The organism is Hymenobacter cavernae (genome assembly GCF_014641455.1).
In the GTDB taxonomy this organism is placed as follows: domain Bacteria; phylum Bacteroidota; class Bacteroidia; order Cytophagales; family Hymenobacteraceae; genus Hymenobacter; species Hymenobacter cavernae.
The window spans coordinates 124,016-148,796 of record NZ_BMHT01000004.1 but is presented as its reverse complement, the minus strand read 5'-3'; the positions used below and the strand labels follow the sequence as shown (position 1 = coordinate 148,796).

At 56.3% G+C, this 24,781-nt stretch carries 12 protein-coding genes; 7 read left to right on the top strand and 5 right to left on the bottom strand.

What is annotated here, in order from left to right:
• Positions 1-82: 82 nt before the first annotated feature.
• The 5 genes from IEX74_RS11860 to IEX74_RS11840 form a co-directional block, all read right to left on the bottom strand.
• On the bottom strand, positions 83-1,672 hold the full coding sequence (locus tag IEX74_RS11860; protein WP_188814213.1) for a glycoside hydrolase family 28 protein: 1,590 nt from the start codon (positions 1,670-1,672) through the stop codon (positions 83-85).
• A gap of 247 nt (positions 1,673-1,919) precedes the next feature.
• Positions 1,920-3,491, bottom strand: coding sequence for an MGH1-like glycoside hydrolase domain-containing protein (locus IEX74_RS11855; RefSeq protein ID WP_188814212.1), 1,572 nt, complete (start codon positions 3,489-3,491; stop codon positions 1,920-1,922).
• Positions 3,492-3,600: 109 nt separating this feature from the next.
• Positions 3,601-6,387, bottom strand: a complete 2,787-nt coding sequence (locus IEX74_RS11850; protein ID WP_229755238.1) for an alpha-d-galacturonidase — start codon at positions 6,385-6,387, stop codon at positions 3,601-3,603.
• 119 nt (positions 6,388-6,506) lie between these two features.
• Positions 6,507-8,261 carry a RagB/SusD family nutrient uptake outer membrane protein gene (locus IEX74_RS11845; RefSeq protein ID WP_188814211.1) on the bottom strand — a complete coding sequence of 585 codons (1,755 nt, stop codon included), beginning with the start codon at positions 8,259-8,261 and terminating at the stop codon, positions 6,507-6,509.
• A gap of 13 nt (positions 8,262-8,274) precedes the next feature.
• Positions 8,275-11,334, bottom strand: coding sequence for a SusC/RagA family TonB-linked outer membrane protein (locus tag IEX74_RS11840; protein WP_188814210.1), 3,060 nt, complete (start codon positions 11,332-11,334; stop codon positions 8,275-8,277).
• Between the two features lie 597 nt (positions 11,335-11,931).
• Here IEX74_RS11840 and IEX74_RS11835 point away from each other — a divergent pair.
• From IEX74_RS11835 to IEX74_RS11805, 7 genes are all read left to right on the top strand, one after another.
• Positions 11,932-16,350 carry a DUF7619 domain-containing protein gene (locus IEX74_RS11835; RefSeq protein WP_188814209.1) on the top strand — a complete coding sequence of 1,473 codons (4,419 nt, stop codon included), beginning with the start codon at positions 11,932-11,934 and terminating at the stop codon, positions 16,348-16,350.
• A gap of 600 nt (positions 16,351-16,950) precedes the next feature.
• The gene (locus tag IEX74_RS11830; protein ID WP_229755237.1) at positions 16,951-18,663 is read left to right on the top strand and encodes a pectate lyase family protein; all 1,713 of its coding nucleotides are present in this window, start codon (positions 16,951-16,953) and stop codon (positions 18,661-18,663) included.
• 156 nt (positions 18,664-18,819) lie between these two features.
• Positions 18,820-20,259, top strand: a complete 1,440-nt coding sequence (locus tag IEX74_RS11825) for a sialate O-acetylesterase (RefSeq protein WP_229755236.1) — start codon at positions 18,820-18,822, stop codon at positions 20,257-20,259.
• A 137-nt stretch (positions 20,260-20,396) separates the two neighbouring features.
• The gene (locus IEX74_RS11820; RefSeq protein WP_188814208.1) at positions 20,397-21,296 is read left to right on the top strand and encodes a sugar phosphate isomerase/epimerase family protein; all 900 of its coding nucleotides are present in this window, start codon (positions 20,397-20,399) and stop codon (positions 21,294-21,296) included.
• Positions 21,297-21,453: 157 nt separating this feature from the next.
• The gene (locus tag IEX74_RS11815; RefSeq protein ID WP_188814207.1) at positions 21,454-22,698 is read left to right on the top strand and encodes a ribulose-bisphosphate carboxylase large subunit family protein; all 1,245 of its coding nucleotides are present in this window, start codon (positions 21,454-21,456) and stop codon (positions 22,696-22,698) included.
• Positions 22,695-24,029, top strand: coding sequence for a four-carbon acid sugar kinase family protein (locus tag IEX74_RS11810; protein WP_188814206.1), 1,335 nt, complete (start codon positions 22,695-22,697; stop codon positions 24,027-24,029). Before IEX74_RS11815 ends, IEX74_RS11810 begins: the two co-directional genes overlap by 4 nt.
• A gap of 62 nt (positions 24,030-24,091) precedes the next feature.
• A complete protein-coding gene (locus IEX74_RS11805; RefSeq protein WP_188814205.1) occupies positions 24,092-24,751 on the top strand; it encodes an aspartate/glutamate racemase family protein in 660 nt (219 codons plus the stop codon).
• Positions 24,752-24,781: the final 30 nt, after the last annotated feature.

Here is a 24,781-nt window from a genome sequence, read left to right as displayed (position 1 = left end):
CTCTACAATCGGTAGGCGAAGCGGGAGAGATGCTTCGGCAAGCTCAGCATGACGTTCTGGAGGGTTCGTTCTTAATCGTTTTTTAATCCACTACCACTTGTTCCTTCACCGCATCCTCCTTCTTCAGCGGCGCTTTCACGTACTTGAAGTTGTTGTTGCGCAGCACCACGTTCTTGGTTTTGTCGCCGTTGAGCTTCAGGAAGGTTTCGGTGCCGGCGGCGGGGAAGGAGTTATAGACGAACACATCTTCGGCGTTGGTCAGGTCGATAGTGGCGGTGGCGGCTTTGGGAGCTAGGGTGCGTACGCCGTCGAGCAGCAGGGTTTTCACGTTTTCGGCGCGCACGGCGGGGCCGGTGGCGGCATTTACCTGCACGTTGTGAAACTCAATGTTCTGGGCTTGCTTCACCGTGAAGCCGGTTTTGGCATTGAGGTTCATGTTGTTGAAGGTGACGTTTTCGATGGGCATCTCCTCCAAGCCGTTTAGGTAGCCCGCTTGGTTTGTCTCGGCGGTGATGTTGCTGAAGTGAATGTTGCGGAACCTAGGGGTGCGCTCCGTGATGGGCTCGGGCTGGCTTTTAGCGTACTGCATATCCAGCACAATGGCCTGTTCGCGGATGTTCTTCATCACAATGTTGTCCACCCTGATTTCCTCCACTACCCCTCCCCTGCCGCGGGCCGTCTTGATGCGGATGCCGCGGTCAGTACCGTCGAAGATGCAGTTGGAAATGGTAATTTTCTTCACGTCGCCCGACATCTCGCTGCCGATGACCACACCACCGTGCCCCGAGAGCATGGTGCAGTTGGTAATGGTATAGTTTTCAGCTGGTGCGGCCATTTTACGGCCCGGACCATCCTTACCCGATTTGATGGTAATGCAGTCGTCGCCGACGCTGATGTGGCAGTTGGAAATGTGCACGTACTTGCACGACTCCGGGTTGATGCCGTCGGTGTTCGGCGACTTCGGGTTGTTGATCGTCACGCCCGTAACCGTCACGTTCTCACAGAACTCGGGGTTCACCGTCCAGAAGGGCGAGTTGCGAATAGTGATGCCTTCGATCAGCACATTCTTGCAGTACATAGGCTGAATGAACGGCGGCCGCAAAAAGGCGCGCTCCATCACGCCCGGTACGTCAGGCTTCAGACTGTTCAGCACCTCCGGGTTCAGGCGCCGGAATTCCTTCTGCCACTTCGACTCGTTTTCCCGCCGCGACTTGCCCTCGGCAAACGCCCACCATTTCTTGCCCTGCCCATCAATCAGGCCGCGACCTTTGATGGTGATGTTCTCCACTTTGTAGGCGTAAAACAGCGGCGAGAAGTTAATCACATCTACGCCCTCGTAGCGCGACTGCACCATGGGCAGGTAGTCGTCGAAGTTATTGCTGAAGTAGATTTCCGCCCCCGCATCAATGTCGATGGTGATGTTGCTTTTGAGGTGAATCGGGCCGGTTTTGTACTTACCCGCCGGGAAATACACCGTGCCGCCCCCCGCCTTCGAAGCCGCGTCGATGGCTTTGGCAATGGCCTGGGTAGCTAGCTTGCTGCTGTCGCGGCGCGCGCCGTATTTCACCACGTTGTAGTACTGCTGCGCAACGGAAGCCGTTGAACTTGCCAGCAAAAGCAACAAGCCGAAGGCTAGGCTTTTGAGGTTTCGGAGTATTCCGTTTTGCTTCATAAGGTACTTGAGGTTGAATAATGAAGTAATTAATGCAGGTGGGACGCCTCACCCCCCAGCCCCCTCTCCGAGAAGGAGAGGGGGAGCCATCGTCTGAAGTGTTGGGTGAGAAGGGTTGAAGGTTGCGTTAAAAAGGTCACTTAAAACTGAGAACCTAGCACTTCGCACTTCTTGCATCAGGCTCCCCCTCTCCTTTTCGGAGAGGGGGCCGGGGGGTGAGGCGCCCCACCTGAACGAGACGAATTACCTAGCCTGGCAGCGTCGCCAATGCGCGCTTCAAGTCTTTGCCTTGGTAGATTTGCTTGCCGTCGGCGTAGATGCGCAGGCCTTTGCCTTTGCCGTATTTCTGGCCGGTTTCGTCCCACAGCACCGTGATGCTCTTACCGTGGTAGGGCACATTATCGAGGCAGAACCACGCCCATTTCCCCGCCGGGACTAGCGGGAAGACTTCCACCTTGTTATCGGTGCGGGGCTTTAGGCCGACTAGGTCGCTGATGACCAAGTCGCAGAAGCCGGAGTGGTTGTAGAAGCTGCTGCGGGGGTTGTCACCTTTGAGCCAGTAGCCGTTCTTTTCGTCTTGATATTCACCTAGGTAGGGCACGCCATTCTTCTGGTGCGAAAGGGCATATTTGCGCAGCTCGTCGTAGTACACCTGGGGGCTCATGCCGTCTTGGTGCTTGTATTGAGTGAGCAGGTTGGCGAGGCCTTTCAGGGTTTGGGTGGTGGCGAAGGGCCACACGGCGCCGTCCCACTCGCAGCCGTGGCCGGAGCCGTGGGTTCGGAAGGTGGGGGCGCGGCGCTCGGCGGTAGTTAGGCCCCATTTGGCTTTGAAGCCAGCCGTGTCGGTGAGCTGCTCCCACTGCTTGGCGTACTTGGCTTTGTCGTTGGGCAGGGAGAAGTACCACGGGATGTAGCCTAGCTCCTCCCGCGATTCGCAGAGCGGACCAGCTTCGTATTTTACCTTGAAGAACGACGCTGGCTCATCCCACAAATTCTTCTGTACCAACACCTTCAGCTCCTTTTCCTTCTGCTTGTACTTGCGCGTGAGGCTGTCGTTTTTCACCAGCGCTGCCATAGCTGCCAGCGCCTTCGCGTTGCCGTACATGTAGCTGTTGATGGTGGGGCGCACGTTTTTGGCCTTGCGCGAGCCGCTGATAGATTCCTCCATGGCGTCGCGCACGTCGAACTGCCAGAACATCTGGTTGGGCAGCTTGCGCTCCGTTTCCCACAGGCGGTAATCGTCGTTGAGGGCGGGCAGCACGGCCTGCACGAAAGCTAGGTCGGGCTTGACGAGGTAACGGTTGTACACGGCATCATCGAGCCAACTGCTAAAGGCGTGCAGGTGCGGCTTCTTCTGCTTCGGATCGACGAACAGCCAGAACTTGATGTACTCGTCGAGGTACTGCTGATTGCGCAGCCAGCGGGCCTCGTAGATGTGGTGACCCAGGGCGCTGCTGATCGTGTTATGAACGCCCGCGTGGTTCATCGGGGTGATAAACTCCGTGAATACGTAGCCGTCGGGGGTCTGCTTCAGGTGCTTGCGCATGGTCCACCAGCGGTAGTAGTAGGTCTCCTGGATGGCCGAATCGGGGCACTCAAACAGCGGCACATTCTGCGCCATCCAGTCAGCCGACTGGGCGTTGGTGACGTAGTTTTTCACGGCTTCTTCCGTGTCCAGCGAGTTGAAGTACGCGACGCTGCTTTTCAGCTTATCGGTGTTCAGCACCACGGGCGTGCTCTGCTGCGCAAAGCTAGGTTGCGGCCGTTGCCACAGGGCTAGGCAAGCGAAGGAGAGAAGAAGCTTGGTTCGTAAATGCATGGTTTGTACTACCTCTTTATGTAGCGCGAACTTTGTGGTCCGCGCCTAGCTTGTTCACGCCGCGGACTACAAAGTCCGCGCTACTTGCGCCCGACTGGAGAATGACACTTTACTCAAAAAGCCAGTCGATTTCCTTTTTCTCCCCGCCCGTACCTAGGCCAGCGTCGTAGGTGCGCACGTCTTGGTTGCCGTCGATGAAGCCTAGGATCAGGCAGGCGCCTCGGTTTAGGTTCAAGGTGTGCGTGCCGGCTTTGAAGGAGAACGTATGCACGTTCACGGGCGGCAGCTTGCCAACCAGCAGGGCATGGGCGGTTTTGGTGTCGGCTTGGCCGAAGTCGTTGGCGGTGGCATCAGTTTCGAGTTGGGGCGCTTGCAAGTAGCCGCTGCCCTTTTTCTCGAAGTAGCCCACCAGCACTTTCACCGGCTTGGTGGTCGAAAACTTCACTTCCGTGCCTTGGCGCTGCTGGCTAGCTTTGGAGAGTAGCACCCCTTTCAATCCCACTAGCTCCGGGGCAAACTCCTTGATCTGCGCGGTAGTATCGGCAAACACCTCTTGGCCAGGAGCAATGGTGTAGTAGCCCTCGACTTTGCTGAGCACGTTCACCGGGGCGTTCTTCAGAACAACGAGCTTCTTGGCTTGGGCCGAGGGCTTGATGGCCTTCAGCGAGTCGATGTTGTGGCGGAAGTTGGTTAGCTCCTTCTCGTACACTGGCAGCATTTCCACCCAGGTTTTGTAGGTACCATCCACCCCACGCATCGGAATTTTGCGCTGGGAGGTTTGCATGCTATTGGCGTAGAGGTAAGCGTTTTGGGTGTGCTCCACCAGCTTCTTGAAATGCTCGATGCTGCGCTGCAAGGGCGGCACGGCCAGCTCTAGGTCGGCTACGTTGTTGGAGTATTTGTAACGCAACACCTGCACGGCGGCCCGCGCCTTTTCGGCGTAGAAGTTGGCCATGGCGTCATAGCAGTACATGTCGTTTTTGAGGCGCTCGAACTCTTCTTTGTTCTTCGTCACGCTCGGCGCGGCCTTCTCGATGGCGGCCACTGCCTTGCGGCCGTGCACCACCACTTCGTCGGCTACTTGCGGGGGCGTTTCGCCGATGTGCGGCTGGCGGGCGGCTTCCTTCGCAGCGTACTCGATAATCATCTCGCCCTCTGGCGCTTCCGAGTTATAAAGCAGCGTGAACAAGCCGTAGCGGTTCGGGTTGATGAGCTGGCCCATCAGCATACCTAGGGTCAGCGTCTGGCGGTTGCCATCGGTGATGCCGTAGCGGCGCAGGAGCTTAGGCGAGATTTCGCCCGATTCTTCATAGGCTTCCAAGATGGCTTTGCCGGCTTGTTCGTCGCAGCCGTACATCTCGCCGATGGAGTTGCCCCAGTAGTTCACTTCCGCAGGGCGCGGGCGGTTGGCTCTCCAGGCGTAGCGGGCCCAGCCTTTGTACCAGATCCAGTCGCGGTCTACTTGCAATTGGCGCTGCGCTACCTTGTCGGCGGTGTAGGGCCAATCCCAGTACGAGGCTTGCGGGTAGAGGTGCAAACCGTTAGCTTCGTACACGTTGTGCATCGCCTGTACGCTCTTCTGCATGAAGTCGGCTGAGCCGTAGCGGAAGGGCTCTAGGTTGGCTAGGATGTGCACGTTCTCGATCTGCACCGTGCCGATGCGGCTTAGGTTGCGGTGCAGCTCGGCCCAGGGGCCGCGGGGCGTGTAAGTCGTGAGGGCCTCGCCGTTGAACTTGGCTTCCGTGTACAGATTCTTGTAGATGGGCAGCGCCGCTTTCATCACGGCTTGCGCGTCGGTGTCGTGGGCGCGCAGCACGATGGGCGGCTGCGTAGTCTGGCCTAGGGCTTTCAAGCCGTCCTGCACGCCGGGGATGATGGTCTTGGTAAACCAATCTACGTCGTCTTGGCCCACGCCTTCCATCGCTTCCCCTAGCGCCACCATCAGGCCCACGTTCGGGTACTTCTCCACGAAAGCGGCAATCGATTTGCGCGTGTAATCGGCAATGAGCGGCACGATAGGCCGGTTGCGGTCCTGGGTTTTGATGTTGTGGTGCTCGGCGAAAGGCTTGGAAACGATGATGTTATAGAACATCTGAATCACCCAGATACCGCGCTTATCCGCCTCCTTGGTCACAAAGCCGAAGATTTCTTCGTTCTTCTTAAAAGTCGCCTCGTCTACTTCTACCGCGTACGGGTACTCCTTCAAGCGTACCAACGACGCAAACGGGTGCCCGTTCCAGAGGTAAAGCGAGTTGTAGCGGTTCTCGACCATCATGTCGAGGTACTTCACCCACAGCTCTTTATCGTAGAGCCACGGAAACACCTCGGGGGTGTAGGGGTATTCGTACACGCCGCGGCCGGGCAAGTACGTTGGCTTTTGCACGCCGATGCAGGTACCGCGCAGCACCATTTCGGGCTGGTCGATTTGGGTAATTTGGGCGGGCAGCGTCTTCTTCTCTTTTACCTGGTCGGCTAGCTCCAGGCAGCCGTACAGGGCGCCCGAGTTATCGGCGCCGTTGATTACCAGCACGTTATCTTTTGCCGAGTTGATAGTAAAGCCTTCTTTCGCTAAGGTTCTGGCCGCACCTAGCTGGTAGGTGGCGTTGGCTTTTTTCAACAGCTCATCCCCTTGCATCCCCACAATGATCAGCCCCTGCTTGCCGGCTGGCTTGTCTTGCTGCACCACCTTCACCTGGTAGCCCGCTGCTTGCAGCGCCGTGGCTAGCCGTTGAGCGCCAAACTGCAACCGCGGGTGCGCGGCTTTCGGAATTACAATGGTGCGCGACTGGCCTTTCACCGGGTTAGCAAGCCCATAAGACCTAGATGCGCATAGCAGCAGAAAGCAGCTGATAAACAGCAGATTATTAATCGCTTGTTTCAGGAAAGAGAAGTGCAAGATGCGCTGTTTTATAGAAGAAGAAAAGATTTGCAGCCTGCCATTCCGAGCTAAGCGAGGAATCTGGGTTTATCCACCTAGGTCTTAACTCAGATTCCTCGCTTAGCTCGGAATGACAGTTAGTACCCTGGATTTTGGCCGAACTCCGCGCCGTTGGTCAGCGCGTTCAGCTCTTCCTGGCGGATGGGCCGGAGCACGTGGAAGGGCTGCACCTGCGTGATGTCGGGGTTGCGCTGCTTGATGTAGTTCACGAAGTCGTCGCCGCTGCGCACGCCTTTCATGCGCTTCACGTCGAACCAGCGGATGTTCTCGCCAGCAAACTCGCGGGCGCGTTCGTCGAGGATGAAGTCGAGCGTCACGTCGGCGGCGGTTATCTGCATAGCCGTGGTCTGGTTCACGGGCGTTTTCTTGGCAGCGCGGGTCCGCAGCACGTTGATCATGGTAGCAGCCGCGGCGCGGTTACCTAGCTGAAACTCGGCTTCGGCCGAAATCAGGTACATCTCGGCCAGACGCATCACCACCACGTCGTTGGTGCCGGCCTGCACGTTGGGCGCCGAGCGGTTCGGGTCGAAGAACTTCTTGAGCGTCACGAAGTTCAGGCCGTCGCGGATGGTGCGGTTCGGCGCGTACACGTCGTTGCGGTCGTACACCACGTAAGACTTCAGGCTTTTATTGGGAAGAGCCCGCTTGGTGATAACCAGCGCCGTATCGCCCACTTTCACCTGCTTGCCGACCAGGCTAGCATCCTTGCTGTAGGTTTTCACGTCGGCGGCGGTCCAGGTGTAGGCTTTGTTAGCCAGCCAGACTTCCTGGAAAGAGCCCTCATAACGGCTGTCTTTGGTAGCGTCGTAGAGGTCCAGCAGCGTCAGCGTGGGCATCAGGCGGCGGTTATTTTCGTAGCCGTACGCCAGGCTCTGCTCCAGGCCGGGCTTGCCGTTGTAGGGCGTCTGAAACACCTGAAACAGGCGGTTGCCCTGGTCGTCGTAGTTGAGGCTCTGGTTCGTAGAGTTGCTGATTACGTACAGCGCCTCGCCTCCGTCGCGCCCTTGCCTTTTGTTGTTGGTCGGGTTGAAGAGGTCGGCATAGCTAGGCCACAAATCTACTTTCAGCTCGGCTTTCCGGGTGATGACGCTGTTGGCCATGTCGCGCGCCTTCGTGAAAAAGCCTTGCGCGTCGCTGCCGCTCGAATAGTAGGCCCGCGACAAATACGCCCGCGCCAGAAAGCCCATAGCGGCTTTGTTGGTGGCGCGGCTGTACTCGTTGCCCCAGCTCACGGGCAGGTTGGCCGCCGCAAACTCCAGGTCACTGATAATCAAGTCATAAAAAGCACTAACCGAGCTGCGCGTAGCCGTCACAATTGGCTCCTTCGTTTCTTCGGTGCGCAGCATCACGCCGCCCCATGTCTCCACGACGTGCCAGTAATAGTAAGCCCGCAGGAAGCGCAGCTCGCCTTCGCGCTGGTTTTTCTCCTGGACCGAGGTGAAGCCGGCTTCGTTGATGCGGTTAATGCCGGCGTTACACAAGTTGATCGATCTCCACAGCAAGGTCCAAGCTGCCCGGTTGGGGTTGCCTTGCAGGGGCGTGAGGCCCGCGTATTGGGTTAGCTGGCCGGCGTAGGTATTCTTGTCGCGGTTGAACCACAGGTCCGTCCCCGATTCGCCCATGAACTCGCCATCTTCCTTGCCGTACCACGAGCGCTGCTCGGAATAGGCGCCGTTCACCACCGTCACGAAGCCCTCGGGAGTGCTCCAAACGGTGTCGGCGGTGGCGTTGGAGGGGTTGTATTCGTCGAGGTCGTTGCAGGCACCTAGGCCCAGAGCCAGCACCAAAGCCAGCCCACGGGAAAAAATAATCTGCTTATTATTTATTTTCATTTCCGTAGCTCAGTTAAAAACTAAGATTGACCCCAAACACAAATTGCCGGCTCAACGGCGTCGATTCGCTGCCGCCTCTTTCTGGGTCATAATCTTTAATTAAATGACTTTTTGCCAGCACAAAAAGGTTGGAAGCCGTGGCGTAAATGCGGGCATTTTCCAGTAGTGCTTTACCCGCTATTCCTTTCGGGATGGTGTAACCTAGGGTCAGCGTTCTTACTTTAAAATAAGAGCCATCCACAAAATTCAGCGCCTGATAGCCGGTGTAGCCTTGGTACGAGCTAAGCGTGGTGCCTCTTCTTGGCCGCGGAAAATCATTTGTTGGGTTTTCCGGCGTCCAGTAATCAATAATTGCCGGACCGTTACCCGTGCCCGCCGTATTATAGCGCCCCAGGAATTCGGCATTAATCATTTGCCCGTAGCGCGCAAATAGAAATACGTTCAAATCAAATCCTTTGTAGGCAAACGTATTTTGAAAACCGCCTACCCATTTTGGCACGTTCGAACCGATGTACGTTTGGTCGCTGGCATTAAAGGTAAAATCACCGTTCAAATCAGCCAATTTAATGTCACCAGGCTTGAAGGTGTAATTACCGATTTTATATTGTGCGGCAATATCGGCTTCATTCGTTTGCCAGATACCTAGCTTTTTGTAGGTATAGAATGAGCGAATCGGATGACCGAGCAGCAGCGAATTACTTTCGGGGTTACTCGAGGCAATAATATCCTTGTCGTCGATCAGCCTAGTGATTTCCTCGATGTTGCGCGAGAACGTAATTGTCGAGGACCATTTAAAATCTTTACCCTGAATATTCTGCGTCGTCAGGGCAAATTCGATTCCTTTATTGCGCGTCGCACCGATGTTCTGGTACACCTGCTGCACACCCGACGAAATCGGCAATGGCCTCAGCAGCAGTATATCTGATGTGCGTGTATCGTACACATCTACCGTGGCGCTCACGCGGTTGTTGAACATACCTAGGTCCAGGCCAATATCGGTAGTAGCCGATTTTTCCCAACCCAGGCTCGGATTACCCACGGTAGGCTGAAACAAATACGCAGTAGCTGGCACGTCGCCAAAGCCCATGCGAGAGCTGGCGCTCAACACGCTTTGCGTCCCATATGGGTCGATGGCATAATTACCAGCCACGCCATAGCTAGCCCGTATTTTTAGGTTACTAATTTTTTCAACGTCCTTCAGGAAGTTCTCGTCGCTGATATTCCAGCCAAGGGCAGCGGAAGGAAAAAACGACCATTTATTTCCTTCCGCCAAGCGCGAAGCGCCATCGTAGCGACCAGTCAGCGTCAACAGATATTTACCCTGGTAGCTGTAATTTACGCGGCCCGCATACGCCATATTTTTCGACCCTACATATGGTGAACGAATGGTGCGGGTAGTGGCAGTGCTGGTCGAACTTAAATCATAAAACAATTGCGACGCGAGTAATTGATTGGTACCGCTCGCATATGTATTATCATTATCACTCTGGATGTAGTTGGTAATTCCGGTAATCGTAAAATTGTGCTTACCGAAATCTTTCGTGTAGCTCAGAATATTATCCCAGTTATAAAACCGATTGAAATTCGTTTCCGTCGATGCAACCGACGTGCGGGTGCTGGCCTGCGTTAAAGACGTTCTGTCGTTGTAAATACCGCGGCGGCTGAATGTCAGGTTCGTGCCAAAGTTGGAGCGGAATGACAAACCTTTTACCGGCGTAACTTCCAGGTAGCCATTAGCAATGATATTAGTGCGGATGGTGTTGTCGCGCGCGACAAACAGCCCGCGCTCATCGGCCAGCGGGCTGACACGGGTCTGGTCGGCCTGAATTGGGTACGCGTTGATGTTGCCGTTCTCGTCGTAAGGCACGCCCAGGGGGCTGATGGAGGTGGCTTGGCCGAGCGGGTTCTGGCGGTCGTTCTGCTTGAAATAAGTAATCTGGCTCAGAAAACCAGCTTTGATGATCTTGCTGATGTTCTGGTCAACGTTAAGGCGCAGGTTGTAGCGGTTGTAGTTGTTGTTGCGCAACATGCCCTCCTCGCGAAAGTAGCCCGCTGAGGCAAACACCTTGGTGTTGTCGGAGCCGCCGCGCAACGACACGGAATGGTTTTGCTGGGTACCATTGCGCTTTGCTAAGTCAACCCAATCGACCCACTGGCCGGCTTGCACGGCCGCGTATTCGCCCACGTCGGGGAAGATTTTAGCGTCGTCATCGGGGCTGCTCCATTCGCCGGTTGCCCGCCAGGCTTCGCGGCGCAGGTTCAGGTAGTCGTCTCCGATCCTGGATTTTGGAAATCGGTAGTTGTTTACGCCGTAGTAGCCATTGTACGAGACTCTTATCTTGCCCGCCGCGCCTTTTTTGGTAGTCACGATGATGACGCCATTGGCACCTTGCGCACCGTAGATGGCCGTGGAAGAAGCATCTTTCAGCACCTCAATCGACTCAATATCATTGGGGTTCAGGTCGGCGATGTTGCCGCCCTGAAAGCCGTCGATGATGGTGAGCGGGCTGTTGCGGTCGACGCTGCTGGCGGCACCGGTGCCAGCATTGCTGATGGAGCGTGTACCACGAATCGAAATGCTAGAGCTACCTCCGGCGGCACCGGAGTTGCGCACAATATCGGCGCCCGGCACCCGGCCCTGAATGGCTTCCACCGCGTTGTGCGTAGGCGTCTGCACAATATCATCGGACTTGACGGAGTACACGGAACCGGTCAGATCACGCTTCCTCACGGTGCCGTAGCCGATAACCACGACCTCATCCAAAGCCGCCGCATCGGCGGACAGGCGGATGTCGAGCCTAGCTTGATCAGCAGCCACATTCACCTCCTGCGATTTGTAGCCGATGTAGCTGACGACTAACGTCACGCGTTGGTTACCAGCCACGTTCAGGGCAAATTCGCCTTTGACATCGGTGGAGATGCCGTTGGTAGTTCCTTTCTCAACGACGGTTACGCCGATTAGGGGTTCTGCTTTGTCGGCGCTGACCACCCGGCCGGTGACGCTGCGCGTTTGGGCATAACCAATCATTGTGACCCACAGCAGGAGAAACAACGAGAGAGAAAATTGCTTCATAGAATAATGCAGGATGGAGTGAAAACGAAGCTTACACCCCACTGCAAGGAACAGGAGGCGCAACGTCAAAAGTAATTTTGTGACACCCCACTGCTTTATATCATTTTCTCAAACCATTATAGGAAGTTAGCATTGGCAGCCACCCTAGTTCATCATACCAGATAATAATCAATACATAACCAATAAATTATCTAAATACTTTGATAATAATCAACTTATATCACTTCGAGTACTACACTAATAATCATTAATACATGTTACAAAGGACTTACTATTTTAAATATAAAATTGTCTTTGCAAAAAATTATACAATATAAATTAATATTACCAACGTGCGCTCTTAAACATGACACCTTATTATCTCGGCTTATTTTGTCGGCGACTTAGTTTATCAAAAAGCTAGGTTGCCTAACCCTATCAGTTTTACCCAACCCTGCCCAAGGAACCTACATCAGTTAGCCGCAACTTCTGCAGCTACAGGGTCATCCTCTTTTTGGGTAGCGTTTCTACTTAGGCTGTGCGCCAGTAAAATACAAAGCAGCTTAGCACCTTTATATATACATTTGAATAACCTATTGTTCCTACACCTCCTCTTCTATGCGTAAACCTTTACTCCTCTTCTTACTACTATGGGCAACTAAGCTGGTCTGTTTCGGTCAAACCCCATCCTTTTCACTCACCAAAACGGTTGGTACGCCTGTCTCCTTTCCTAGTGATGTGGCCGTCGACAAGGAAGGTTTCATCTATGTGCTCGACAACCCTGGCATTACGAAGCTAGCCCCTAGTGGGGAGTTGGTGCAGACTATTGCGCTAGAAAACTACAACGGTGGCAAAAGCATGGGCGTGGATGCCGCAGGCAACCTTTACGTTTGCAATTACACGTACAGCCGCATCGAGAAATACAGCCCAACTGGCCGCTTATTGCTTCAGTTTGGCTCATCCGGCCGCAACCCTGGTCAGTTTATCTATCCCAACAGCATAACGGTAGATGCTGACGGCAACATCTACGTGGCCGATACCGCCAACAATCGTCTGCAAAAGTTTGATACTAACGGTAAGCTGTTGTTTGTCTACAGCGAAACGGGTACGACTAGTCTGCTTCATCCTATGGATGTGGCGCTGGATGCCATCGGCAACATCTATATCTACAACGAAGACTTCAAAGTAACGAAGCTTTCAGCCGCGGGCGCGTTGCTGCAAACTATTCCGGTAGCTGCATCTCGGCCGTCCTACGATGAGGCCGCAACTATTGCCATCGACCCAGCTGGTAACATCTACGTGACTAGCTCCGAGGGCTCATCAATCCTGAAGTTTACATCAACCGGAACCTACGTAGGCCCCGTTGGTGCTTATCTTTTTGACGGCACACTCACTCCCTTGGCTTTTGACCCGGCCGGGAACCTGTACGCTACCAACCGCGACCACCACGGTAATAGCAAGCTTCACAAGTTCAATCCGACGGGTAATTTAGTGGGTACGTGGGGCAACCTCAAAACCCTAGGTCCGGGAGCCTTCGACGTTGTAGGCAACTATTATTACTACGATTCGCGCTTACTAAGCATCGGTAAGTACAACGCTATGGGGCAGCTGATCGGGCAGTTAGGAGTTGGAGTCGTTCCTATGAACGTAAAGGCGCTAGCTCTGGACCTGGTTGGTAATATATATATGCTTACAAACGCGAATGAGATTACAAAGATGACTCCTGATGGTCGTCAGCTTGCGCGTTTTACTGTTCTTAAGAGCACTATCGGCTATGAGTCCACGGAAGCAGGAATGGCAGTAGACGCGGCCGGCAACATCTACGTAACCGACTATTATGGCGGCTGCGTGCGGAAGCTCGGTCCACAAGGACAACTTTTGCCTAATATCAGTACTCGAGGTACCGGCGCGGGCCAGTTATTGCTGCCTAAATCGCTGGCGCTGGATGGCAGAGGCTTCATTTATGTAACCGATAATAATGGCAAGCGCGTGCAGCAGTTCACGCCCAACGGCCAGCTGGTACGAGAGTTAGGAGAGCGTGTTACGGCGGGCAGCTCCCAGTCGGAGGGTTGGGTGAAACTAGCCGTAGATAAGGCCGGCAATGCTTACGTAAGCAGCCCGCTTTTGCCCGGTGTGCAAGTCTACGATGCCAAAACGGGCATGCGCACCAGTCTTCCGCAGATCTACCAGGGCCAGCTCGCCATTTCTCACCGAAGCGGCAGTTTGGTTTCTATCCTGGGCGATTTGATTCGCTTCTACACTTCCGATCAAGCTCCCAAGGACAACCTCATTACGGGTAACATTTTTCAGGACCTCAACAGCAACTGCGCGCGTGATGCCGGCGAGCTAGCCCTGCCCAACATGGCCGTGGTGGCGCAGCCCGGCAACTATTATGGTCTTACCGACGAGAATGGCCAGTATACGATTGCTGTGGGTGCGGGCACTTATACCGTCGAGCAGCTTGTACCTAGCCCTGAGCCAGGGCGCACCATTACGCCTCTTTGTTCCACGCCTGCCACGCTTGTTTTTCAAGGTTATGGCAGCAGCAAAAGCGGACCTGATTTCGGCAACTTGGTCAGCACGAAGCCTTTTCTGCGCGTAAATATTGCCTCTAATCGGCGGCGGCGCTGTTTCCGCAACACTACTACCGTTTCGTACAGCAACAGCGGCTACGCGGCGGCTCCTAATGCCACGGTCACGGTAGCATTTCCCCCGGAGGTAGTGCTGGTTGCGGCGGGCGCTCCTTACACCCGGGATGCTGCCGGCAACTACGTTTTTCAGGTAGGAACTTTGCTGCCAAATGCCGCCGGAACCATCGTGCTGCAAGACTCGGTGGTGTGCGGCAACCCTGATCTGCGGGGTCTGACCGTGTGCACGAAGGCGTGGATTGCGCCCCTTAACGTCTATCCAGCTCCGGCTTCCGCTACTGGTCCTGTGGCTTCCGTAGCCGTGCAGGGCCGTACTCAGGCGAATAATCAAGCGCGCTTCGTGGTACGCAACACGACCTCGGTTGATATGCGCGACAGCCTAGCTTTACGGGTTTATCAGAACAGTGAGCTTGCGCTTCAGCATCGGTATTGGCTGGCTGGCGGCGACAGTTTGGTCTTGCGCGTTCCCGCTAGTCGACCGGTTGTGCGGGTAGAAGCCGACCAGCCTACAGGACATCCGACGCAGCGCATTGCCAGCAGCACCGTGGAAGTTCGCTCGCTGAGTGCAACCGGCGAGCCGAACTCTGATATGCTCGCCCTGCCCCCAAATACTCCCAGACCAGAAATAGCAGAAGACTGCAAGCCAATTCTGGACTCTTATGATCCGAATGACAAGCAGGTGGTGCCCGCGGGCGTTACAGCCCAGCACTATACACCTACCGGCGTGCCGCTACAGTATGAGGTGCGCTTTCAGAACACGGGCAGCGATGATGCCTACCGGGTAGAAGTAGTGGACACCCTAGCTTCCGACCTCGACCTACGAACCCTGCGCGTTACGGCGGCTTCTCATCCTTATCGCCTGGCTGTAACTGGTCATGGCCGGCCGGTGCTCACCTTTACGTTCCTGAATATCAACCTACCTCCGAGCAAGCGCGACGCGGTGGGCAGCAATGGGTTCGTACAATTCAGCGTTCAGCCCAAGGCAGGGTTGCCCGCGAAGGCGTTGATTGAAAACAACGCGGATATTTTCTTCGATTACAATCCGCCCATTCGCACTAATACCACCACAAACCGAATTTACGATCTACCCTTAGAGGTAGAGCCCGCGGTAGCTTTAACGTATCCGACGGTGCTAGCCTCTCCTTCGCTGCTGCAATTCACGCCGGCCCAGGGCAAAGCCGGCACGCTCGTTACGCTCACCGGACAACGCTTTTCCTCCTCGGTGGCCGCTAACGCAGTGTTGTTTAATGGCGTGCCTACGTCAGTGCTCAGTACCACCGCCACTACGCTGACCGTACGCGTGCCCGCTACCGCTACTACAGGCTCTATTCAGGTAGTTACGAAGGAAGGCGCTGGCCGCAGCCAACAAGCTTTCACCGTTTACCAGCCGCCTACGCTAACCGCTATGATGCCACCGGAAGGCACTCCGGGTAGCGTAGTCAGGCTCAGGGGCAGTCATTTTGCCAATACAGCCACCTACGACACTGTCTGGTTTAATGGCGTACCTGCCGTGGTGCAACAAGCCACGGCTACCGAGTTGCAGGTAGTAGTGCCATCAAGTGCCCAATCTGGAAAGGTCAGAATCAACACCTTAGGTGGGCAAACAGAAAGCGCGCAAGAATTTGTCGTTTGGTATCCGCCTGTGCTTACAAGTTTCAGCCCGGCGCGAGGCAAAGCGGGGGGTATTGTTACCGTAACGGGCAGCCGCTTTGCCCCAACTGAGCGCAACACCGTATTGGTAGGCGGCGGCGCAGCCACGGTGCTAGAGGCTACGAGCAGCAGTCTGCGCGTACGGGTACCCTCTACCGCGCAAACGGGCCTGTTGCAGATCACGACGCCGGGAGGTCAGGCACTATCTACTGGCTTATTTACCTTCCTCCCCCCTCCTACTATTACCTCCTTTGCTCCCACCCAGGGCAGTGTCGGCGAAACACTCGCTCTAACGGGCCTGAACTTTCTGGTAGATGGCTTAGCCGATACCGTGTACGTGGGTGGTATTCCGGCGCCGGTGTTGACCGCTACGCCCACCACCGCCACCATCCGAGTACCCAAGGGGGCTACTTCCGGGCCAATCACCATTTCAGGCAAAGGCGGGCGCAATCAAACAGCCAGCCCCTTTACTTTGGTAGCTTTGACAGCGGCGGAATCTATTGCGGTGTATCCTAATCCGGCACACGGCGCCGTCACCCTCGACTGGCTTCGAGCTGACTTCGCGGTGGAGCAAGTACAGGTATATAACGCTCTTGGGAAGCTCGTGACGAGCGTAGATCTGCATCTCAACGGGAATACCAGTCTATCCTTGCCGTTTGCCGCCGGCGAAACGGGGCTTTACCTGCTTGTTTTTCACACTGCTCGCGGGCCCGTTCTGAAGCGTATTACCCTTTACTAACGTTAGCTAACCCGAAGCGAAGCACACGGTTCCAAGCTATAAAAAAGCCTGACCTAGGTTCTGCTCTCAGCAGAACCTAGGTCAGGCTTTTTTATGTGTTTTGGGGCAGCCTGCCTCGAAGTAACCTAGGTCAGAAGTATTGGAGAAACTTCAGACACTTTTATAGAATATCCCCTTGCTATTGTAACATGTTACCATAGCCGACAAGAAGGTGAAATCTAGCTCTCAGAGTAATACCATCAGGCCCAAGTCGGCTTTGAAAAGCGGTATAGTAGCACGTATCGAGCGAGAGCCTGGCAGAGAAAGTCGCTATACTATCTTACCCAGGCAAATCCAAAAGAGCAGAATTGATTCTCTTATAAAAGGTGGCCCAAATAGCTAGGATGAATCAGCTGCAAGCCCTGCTATTCTTCTAGCATCTTCACCGCCTATCATGAACTGGCTCAGAGGCAAAATTCTCCGGCTTTTGCCTCTGAGCAAGCCAGTTACGCACCTCCACAATCACGAATGATAATATCCTACAGAGGGTCGAAAAAATGGTATAGGTGTCGGCGGGTTTTGTAGTCTTACTTAGCTGCGGTTAAAAAACCCACGCAGTTCATGAAAAAACACCTTGCTTCCTTTTGCGCCTTAGCCGCTTTCGTATCGACGCAACAGGTTGCGTTGGCGCAGTATCCGCAGATTCCGTCCGACGTGCAGAAAGCCAGCGATGCGCTCATGACCGAGGCCCGGCGCCAGTCGGATATTGCCTGGAATAAGGCCTACCCGATTATCAAGCAGGAAGCCCTGCAAGGCAAGCCCTACATTCCGTGGGCAGCCCGCCCGATTGATCTGCCGCAGTCGCCCCTGCTAGCTTTTCCGGGGGCTGAAGGCGGTGGCGCTCATTCGTTTGGGGGCCGCGGCGGCAAGGTGTATGTCGTGACGAGTTTGGAAGACAGCGGCCCCGGTACGCTGCGCGAAGCCTGCGAGCAGGGCGGCGCCCGCACGGTGGTGTTCAACGTGGCCGGCATTATTCGCCTGAAAAGCCCGCTGATGATTCGCGCTCCTTACATCACCATTGCGGGCCAGACGGCGCCCGGTGATGGCGTGTGCGTGGCGGGCGAATCAGTTTGGATTAACACCCACGACGTGATTATCAGGTATATGCGCTTCCGCCGGGGCGAAACCAACGTGGGCCGCCGCGACGACGCCATCGGGGGCAACCCGATCGGCAACATCATGATTGACCACGTTTCGGCCAGCTGGGGCCTGGACGAGAACATGTCGATGTACCGCCACATGTACAACGACAGCACCGGCATCCCGGAGCAGAAGCTAGGTACGGTGAACATCACCATTCAGAACTCGATCTTCTCGGAGTCGCTTGACACCTGGAATCACGCGTTTGGCAGCACCCTGGGTGGCGAGAACTGCACGTTTATGCGCAACCTGTGGGCCGACAACGCGGGCCGCAACCCGTCGATTGGCTGGAACGGCATTTTCAACTTCGCCAACAACGTGGTATTCAACTGGGTGCACCGCTCCACCGACGGCGGCGACTACCGGGCCATGTACAATATTATCAACAACTACTACAAGCCCGGCCCTTCTACGCCGAAAGACACGCCCATCGGTCACCGGATTCTCAAGCCGGAATCGGGCCGCAGCAAGCTGAAGTATCATACTTACGGCCGCGCCTACGTGGAGGGCAATATTGTAGATGGTAATGCCAAGGTTACCAAGGACAACTGGGATGGTGGCGTGCAGGTGGAGGAGCTGCCGAATGCGGGCGAGTACACGGCCAACATGCGGGTAAATCAGCCCCTGCCAATGCCGGAGCTGACCATCGTGCCTGCCGAAAAAGCCTACTCCTACGTGCTGGAAAACGCTGGTGCTACCCTCCCGAAGCGCGACCCGGTCGATACGCGGGTAGTGAAGCAGGTGCAAACCGGCAAGATTGACTACAAAGAAGGCGTGGCGCTGCCCACCACGCAGTTCAAGCACCGCCGCCTGCCCATCGATTCGTACAAGCAAGGCATCATCACCGACCCCATTCAGGTGGGCGGCTACCCAACCTACGCCGGCACGCCCTACACGGACTCGGATAAAGACGGTATGCCCGACGACTACGAAAAGAAGCACGGCCTGAACCCTAACAGCGCCACCGATGCTAGCCTCGTGAAAGGCAAGGACGGCTACACCAACATTGAAAACTACCTCAACAGCGTGGTGCCGATTAAGGAGGTGAAACCCTCAGGCTCGTCATCGAAGTCGGTGAGCCGAAAGAAAGAGGCCAAGGCCTTTTCGCCGGACAAGACGATAAGCCAGAAATAACCTAGGTTTTAGGAGCATCAACGGATAGTAGGAACGTGCCACGGCGCGTTCCTACTATCCGTTGAGCAATAATTGATTTTCGTCCAGGGTCATGCGGGCGGCGCGGACGACGAACGCGCCGGGGCGCGTTCCTACAAGCCGCGCAAACCTAAGAGAATGCTAAAAAACGGACTATTCTGGGTGTTGCTCCTTGCCTTGGCACTACCAGCGCAGGCTAGGATTGTATTGCCTAGGGTGTTGGGCCACAACATGGTGTTGCAGCGCAATAAGCCCGTAACCATCTGGGGCAAAGCGGCGCCGGGCGAGTCGGTGGCGGTGCAGTTTGCGGGGCAGCAGCCGCGCACCGTTGCGGATGCCGCCGGCAACTGGCAGGTGACGATGCAACCGCTGGCGGCCTCCGCTGTGCCGGCCGAACTGGTCATCAGCGGTAGCAACACCATCCGGCTGCACGACGTGCTGGTGGGCGAAGTGTGGCTGTGCTCCGGCCAATCGAACATGGAGTACACCATGCGCAAAAACAGCAAAGTGAAGCTGCCGCCCACCGCCGACAGCAGCGCCGTACATGAATTGGAGCGCGCCCACGACCCGGCCATTCGCATTTTCCTGGTCAACCGGAAAGAGCTAGCCAAGCCCGATTCGCTGCACCGCGGCTGGAGCATCGCCCAGGATTCGGCATTGCGGTCGTTTTCGGCGCCGGCTTATTTCTTCGCCAAAGAGCTGCACCAAAAGCTAGGGGTGCCGGTGGGCGTCATTTCATCGGCCGTGCCCGGCAGCCGCATCGAGCCCTGGATTTCGGTGGAAGCGTTTCAGGCGGACACTTACTATGCCAGCCAAAAAGTGGAGGGCGACCCCGGCAAGTTCTACGAGCCGATGATCCGGCCGCTGGCGCCGTTCACGGTAAAAGGATTTCTGTGGTACCAAGGCGAGACCAACTGTTTCCTGTCCGAAACGACGACCTACACGCACAAGATGACGACGCTGATTCAGAGCTGGCGCGCCGCGTGGCACGACCCTGGCCTGCCCTTCTACTACGTGCAGCTCGCCCCGTTCAAGTACTCCGAATCGACCTCAACGGTGGTACGGTCCAAGGAAACGCTGCCGAAATTCAGGGAGGCGCAAGAAGCTGTCTTGCAAGTGCCTAACACTGGCCTGATCGTCACGACGGACCTAGCTACCAACCTCAGCGACATCCACCCGCCTTATAAGTGGGAAATCGGGCGGCGGCTGGCGCGGCTGGCTCTGGCTTCTACCTACGAATGGAAAGATATATCTGTCTCGCCGGTGTACCGCAGCATGACGGTGAAAGGCAAGGTTGCTACGCTTTCATTTGAACCAACGACCGGGCGGCTGATCAGCAAAGATGGCAAGCCTCTTACCGACTTTATGGTAGCTGGTGCCGATGGTGTTTTCGTGCCGGCGCAGGCGCGCATAAAGGGAAAGCAGGTGCTGGTTTCGGCGAAGAGTGTACCTAGCCCGGTGGCCGTCCGCTTCGGCTGGGACGAGGCCGCACAACCAAACCTGTTCTCGACGTCTGGCCTGCCGGCTCGGCCTTTCCGCACCGATAAGCCAGATATAGAACTGAAAGCTAGCAAGTAAACCCATGCGTTTTTAGCCCGCAGAGGACGCAGTGTTTTCGCAGAAGACGCTGAGGCTGCTCTAGAACGACTCTGCGCCCTCTGCGAAAACACTGCGCCTTCTGCGGGCTAAAAACGTCCTCAATCCTCCTCGCCCCCATGTCCACTAACTCCCTCACCCGTCGCACTTTTCTAAAAAGCAGTCTGCTGCTTACCGGGGGCTTGTTGTTGCCTAACCTCTTAAAGGCCAAGCCGAAAAAGCTCACCTACAAGATTGCCGTGGTAGACCTGATGATTCTGAAGCGGCAAAAGCTAGGTGCCCTTCAGCTCACCAAAGACATTGGGGCCGATGGAGTTGAAATTGATATGGGCGGCCTAGGTCAGCGTGAAACGTTTGATAGTCAGCTGGCGAAGCCGGAAATCCGCCAACAGTTTCTCGATAAAGCCAAGGAGCTGAACCTGGAAATCTGCTCGTTGGCCATGACGGGTTTTTACGCGCAGTCGTTTGCCACCCGCCCCACGTACCAGCGCATGGTGCAGGATTGCATCGACACGATGAAGGCCATGAATGTGAAGGTGGCGTTTCTGCCCCTCGGCACTCAAGGCGACCTGGTGAAGAACCCCGAGCTGCGCCCCGCCATCGTGGAGCGTCTGAAAGTGGTGGGTAAGATGGCGAAGAAAGCCGGCGTTGTTATCGGCATTGAAACGGCGCTGGATGCCAAAGGTGAGGTGGAGCTGCTGCACGACATCAACTCCAAGCACATCCAGATTTACTTCAACTTCTCGAATCCGCTGAAAGCTGGTCGCGACCTGAACGAGGAGTTGAAGATCCTAGGTCCCAAGAGGATCTGCCAGATGCACTGCACCGACGAAGACGGCGTGTGGCTCCAGAACAACACGCGCCTGGACATGAACCGCGTGAAGCAGACCCTGACCGACATGAACTGGCAAGGCTGGCTGGTGATTGAACGCTCGCGCGACGCCAACGACCCGCGCAACGTCAAGAAGAACTTCGGCGCGAATACGGCCTATCTGAAGTCGATTTTCCAAGCTAGCTAACTACGTAGGAACGCGCCACAGCGCGTTCGGCGCCTGCACCGCCTGAACGATTTTTGGCAGAACTGAACGTATCAACAACGATTGAACGCGTCGGCAATGATTGGACGCGTCAGCAACGATTGAACGCGCCGTGGCGCGTTCCTACAACACCAACTTCATGGAACGCATCACCGCTACTTACTATATCGAAACACCCTTCAGCCCGGAAGCCGCCGCGGCAGTGCTGGCGGGCGAGCAGTCGTCTGGGACGTTTGTGGCGGTGCCGGGCGAAACGGCGGAACTGAAGCAGCGGTTTGCCGCCCGCGTGGAGTCGGTGGAGCACCTGGAAACGGTTAAGCAACCCGCCATACCGAGCCCCGCGCAGGGTTCGGGCGTGTATACCCGGGCGCTGGTAAAGGTGTCGTGGTCGATTGAGAACTTTGGCTATAACCTGCCGGTGCTCGTTTCTACCCTGCAGGGCAACTTGTATGAAATCCGCCAGTTTACCGGGTTGAAGCTGCTGGATATTGATATACCCGCTTCGTATGCAGATCATTACGCCGGACCGGCGTTCGGCATTGAAGGCTGCCGCGAGCTAACCCAAGTGTACGAGCGGCCGCTCATTGGCACCATCATCAAACCTAGCATCGGCCTGACGCCCCAGCAAACCGCCGACCTGGTCGCCTCGCTTGCCGAAGCCGGCATCGACTTCGTGAAGGATGATGAGCTGCAAGCCGCTGCCGCCAACTCGCCCTTCGAGGCACGCGTGGACGCGGTGATGGACGTCGTCAACCGCCACGCCGACCGCACCGGCAAGAAGGTGATGTATGCCTTCAACATCAGCGGCGAAATCGACGAGATGCTGCGCCGCTACGAGAAAGTGGTGACCAGCGGCGGCACCTGCGCCATGGTCAGTCTGAACAGTGTGGGCCTGGCCGGCACCAAGAAAATCTGCGACCAGCGCGCGTTGGCTATTCACGGGCACCGCAACGGCTGGGGCATGCTGACGCGGCACCCGTTGCTAGGTATCGAGTTTATGGCGTATCAGAAACTGTGGCGGCTGGCGGGCGTCGATCAGATTCACGTCAACGGCATTCAGAACAAGTTTTGGGAGTCGGATGATAGTGTGGTGCAGTCTATTAAGGCTTGTTTGACGCCGCTGCTGGGCGGCTATTCGGTGCTGCCAGTGGTGTCGTCAGGGCAGTGGGGCGGGCAGGCGCCCGAAACCTACCGCCGCACTCAAACCACCGACTTGCTCTACATGGCCGGCGGCGGCATCCTGGCTCACCCGATGGGTCCGAAAGCGGGCGTGCTGGCGCTACAGCAAGCCTGGCAGGCGGCCGTCGATGGGCTAAGCGTGCCGGAAGCCGCCCATCAGTACCCCGAGTTTGCGAAGTCGGTCGAAAAGTTTGGCGGCCAATGAACAGCCCCCTCCTCCTTGCCTACTACGGCGACGACTTCACTGGCTCGACCGATGCGCTGGAGTTCCTCAGCCGGGCTGGGGCCAAAACGGCGCTGTTCATCGAGCCGCCGACGTTGGCGCAGCTAGCCAACTACCCCGAGCTTAACGCCATCGGCGTGGCCGGCCTGACCCGCGCCATGCCGCCCGAGGCTATGCAAACCACGTTGCAAGCAGCTTTTGCCGACCTTCAAAAGCTAGGTTCCCGGCACGTACATTATAAGGTGTGCTCTACCTTCGATTCATCGCCGATGATTGGCAGCATCGGCCGGGCCATTGACGTAGGACAGACGGTTTTCGGCAACGAGTTCGTGCCGTTGCTGGTCGCGGCGCCAACCCTAGGTCGGTATTGTGTGTTCGGAAATCTATTTGCCCGCATGGGAATCGGCAGCAACGGCGCCATCTTCCGCCTCGACCGGCATCCGTCGATGCGCCAGCACCCCATCACGCCGGCCGATGAGAGTGACTTGCGGCTGCACTTAGCCAAGCAAACCAGCAAAAAGCTAGGTCTGCTCGACATTCTGCAAATCGCGAAGCCACAACCGGAGATTCAAGCAACGCTGGCCGCGCAGGTGCAGGAAGGCGCCGAAGTTATCCTGTTTGACGCCTTGTATGAGGAACAATTGCTAGGCATTGGCGAGACGCTTGACTACTACACCACGCCGGAAAAGCCGCTGTTCTCCGTTGGGTCGTCGGGCGTGGAAATGGCGTTGGGCAAGTTTTGGGCGCAAAACAACGTGCTGACGCCGGTAACGGAATGGCCTAGCCCTGGCCGGGCGGCGCCGTTGTTGGTGTTGTCGGGAAGCTGTTCGCCCGTTACGGCGGGGCAGATAGCCTGGGCCAAGGCCAACGGTTTTGCCGAGGTTGTGCTGGATGCTCACCGGCTGGCGGCTCAGGAAGATATGAGCTCAGAAGTACGCTGCTACCAGCAAGCGGCCGTTGCTTTACTTAAACAGGGTCAAAGCGTGGTGGTGCACACAAATGGTAGTGCGGCCCCACCCGAGCAAAGTTTGGCCGCCGAAAAGCTAGGTACCATCCTAGGTGTGATCGGGAGAGAAATAGCGCAGCAGACTGGCATTCAGCGAGTCGTAGTGGCGGGCGGCGATACCTCCAGCTATGCCGCCCGCGCCATGGGCATTGAAGCCGTGGAAATGATAGCCCCGCTCTGCCCAGGGGCGCCGCTGTGTCGGGCTGCTGCCCCCGGTTCGCCTCTGCACCACGTCGAAGTAAACTTTAAAGGCGGCCAGGTGGGTGCGCCGGATTATTTCGGGGTGCTCCTCGAAGGAAGATTGTAGGAAGTTAGCACATCAGAAAGTCAAAGCTTCATGTTCTTCACTGTCAAAAACCAAGATTGTATATGACCAAAACCTTAGGAATCATTCATACTTCGGCCACCTTGGTGCCGGTTTTTCAACAGCTCTGCAACGAGTATCTGCCGGGCGTGCAGACGTTTAACATTATCGATGACAGCCTGATCAAGAAGGTTATTAAGGAGGGTGAGCTGACACCCGACAACGCCCGGCGCGTGGTGAACTACGTGGGCTCGGCCGAAGCAGGCGGCGCCGATTACATTCTCGTGACCTGCTCCTCCATCGGGGCGGCCGTGGAGGCGTCGGCCGCGCTGACCAAAGTACCCGTGCTGCGCGTGGATCAGCCCATGGCCGACCAAGCCGTCCAGGCTGGCCGACGCATTGGCGTCATTGCAACCTTACCCACTACCCTAGGTCCGACCAGCGACCTAGTGCAGCGCCGCGCCGTGCTGGCCGGCAAAGACATCGAGCTTACCTCGGTGCTGTGCGAAGGCGCTTTCGATGCCCTGATGAGCGGCGACGCGGCCCAGCACGACGCCATGGTGGCCGCGGCTCTGAAAGACCTCGTGACCAAAGTAGACGTGGTCCTGCTTGCACAAGCCTCCATGGCACGGGTAGTCGACACGCTCGATGAAGCCGACAGGAAAGTACCGATTCTAGCGAGCCCAGCTATTGCGGTGAAGCACCTAGCGAAAGAGCTGCTGTAGAGACGCAATATTTTTGCGTCTCTACGCAGT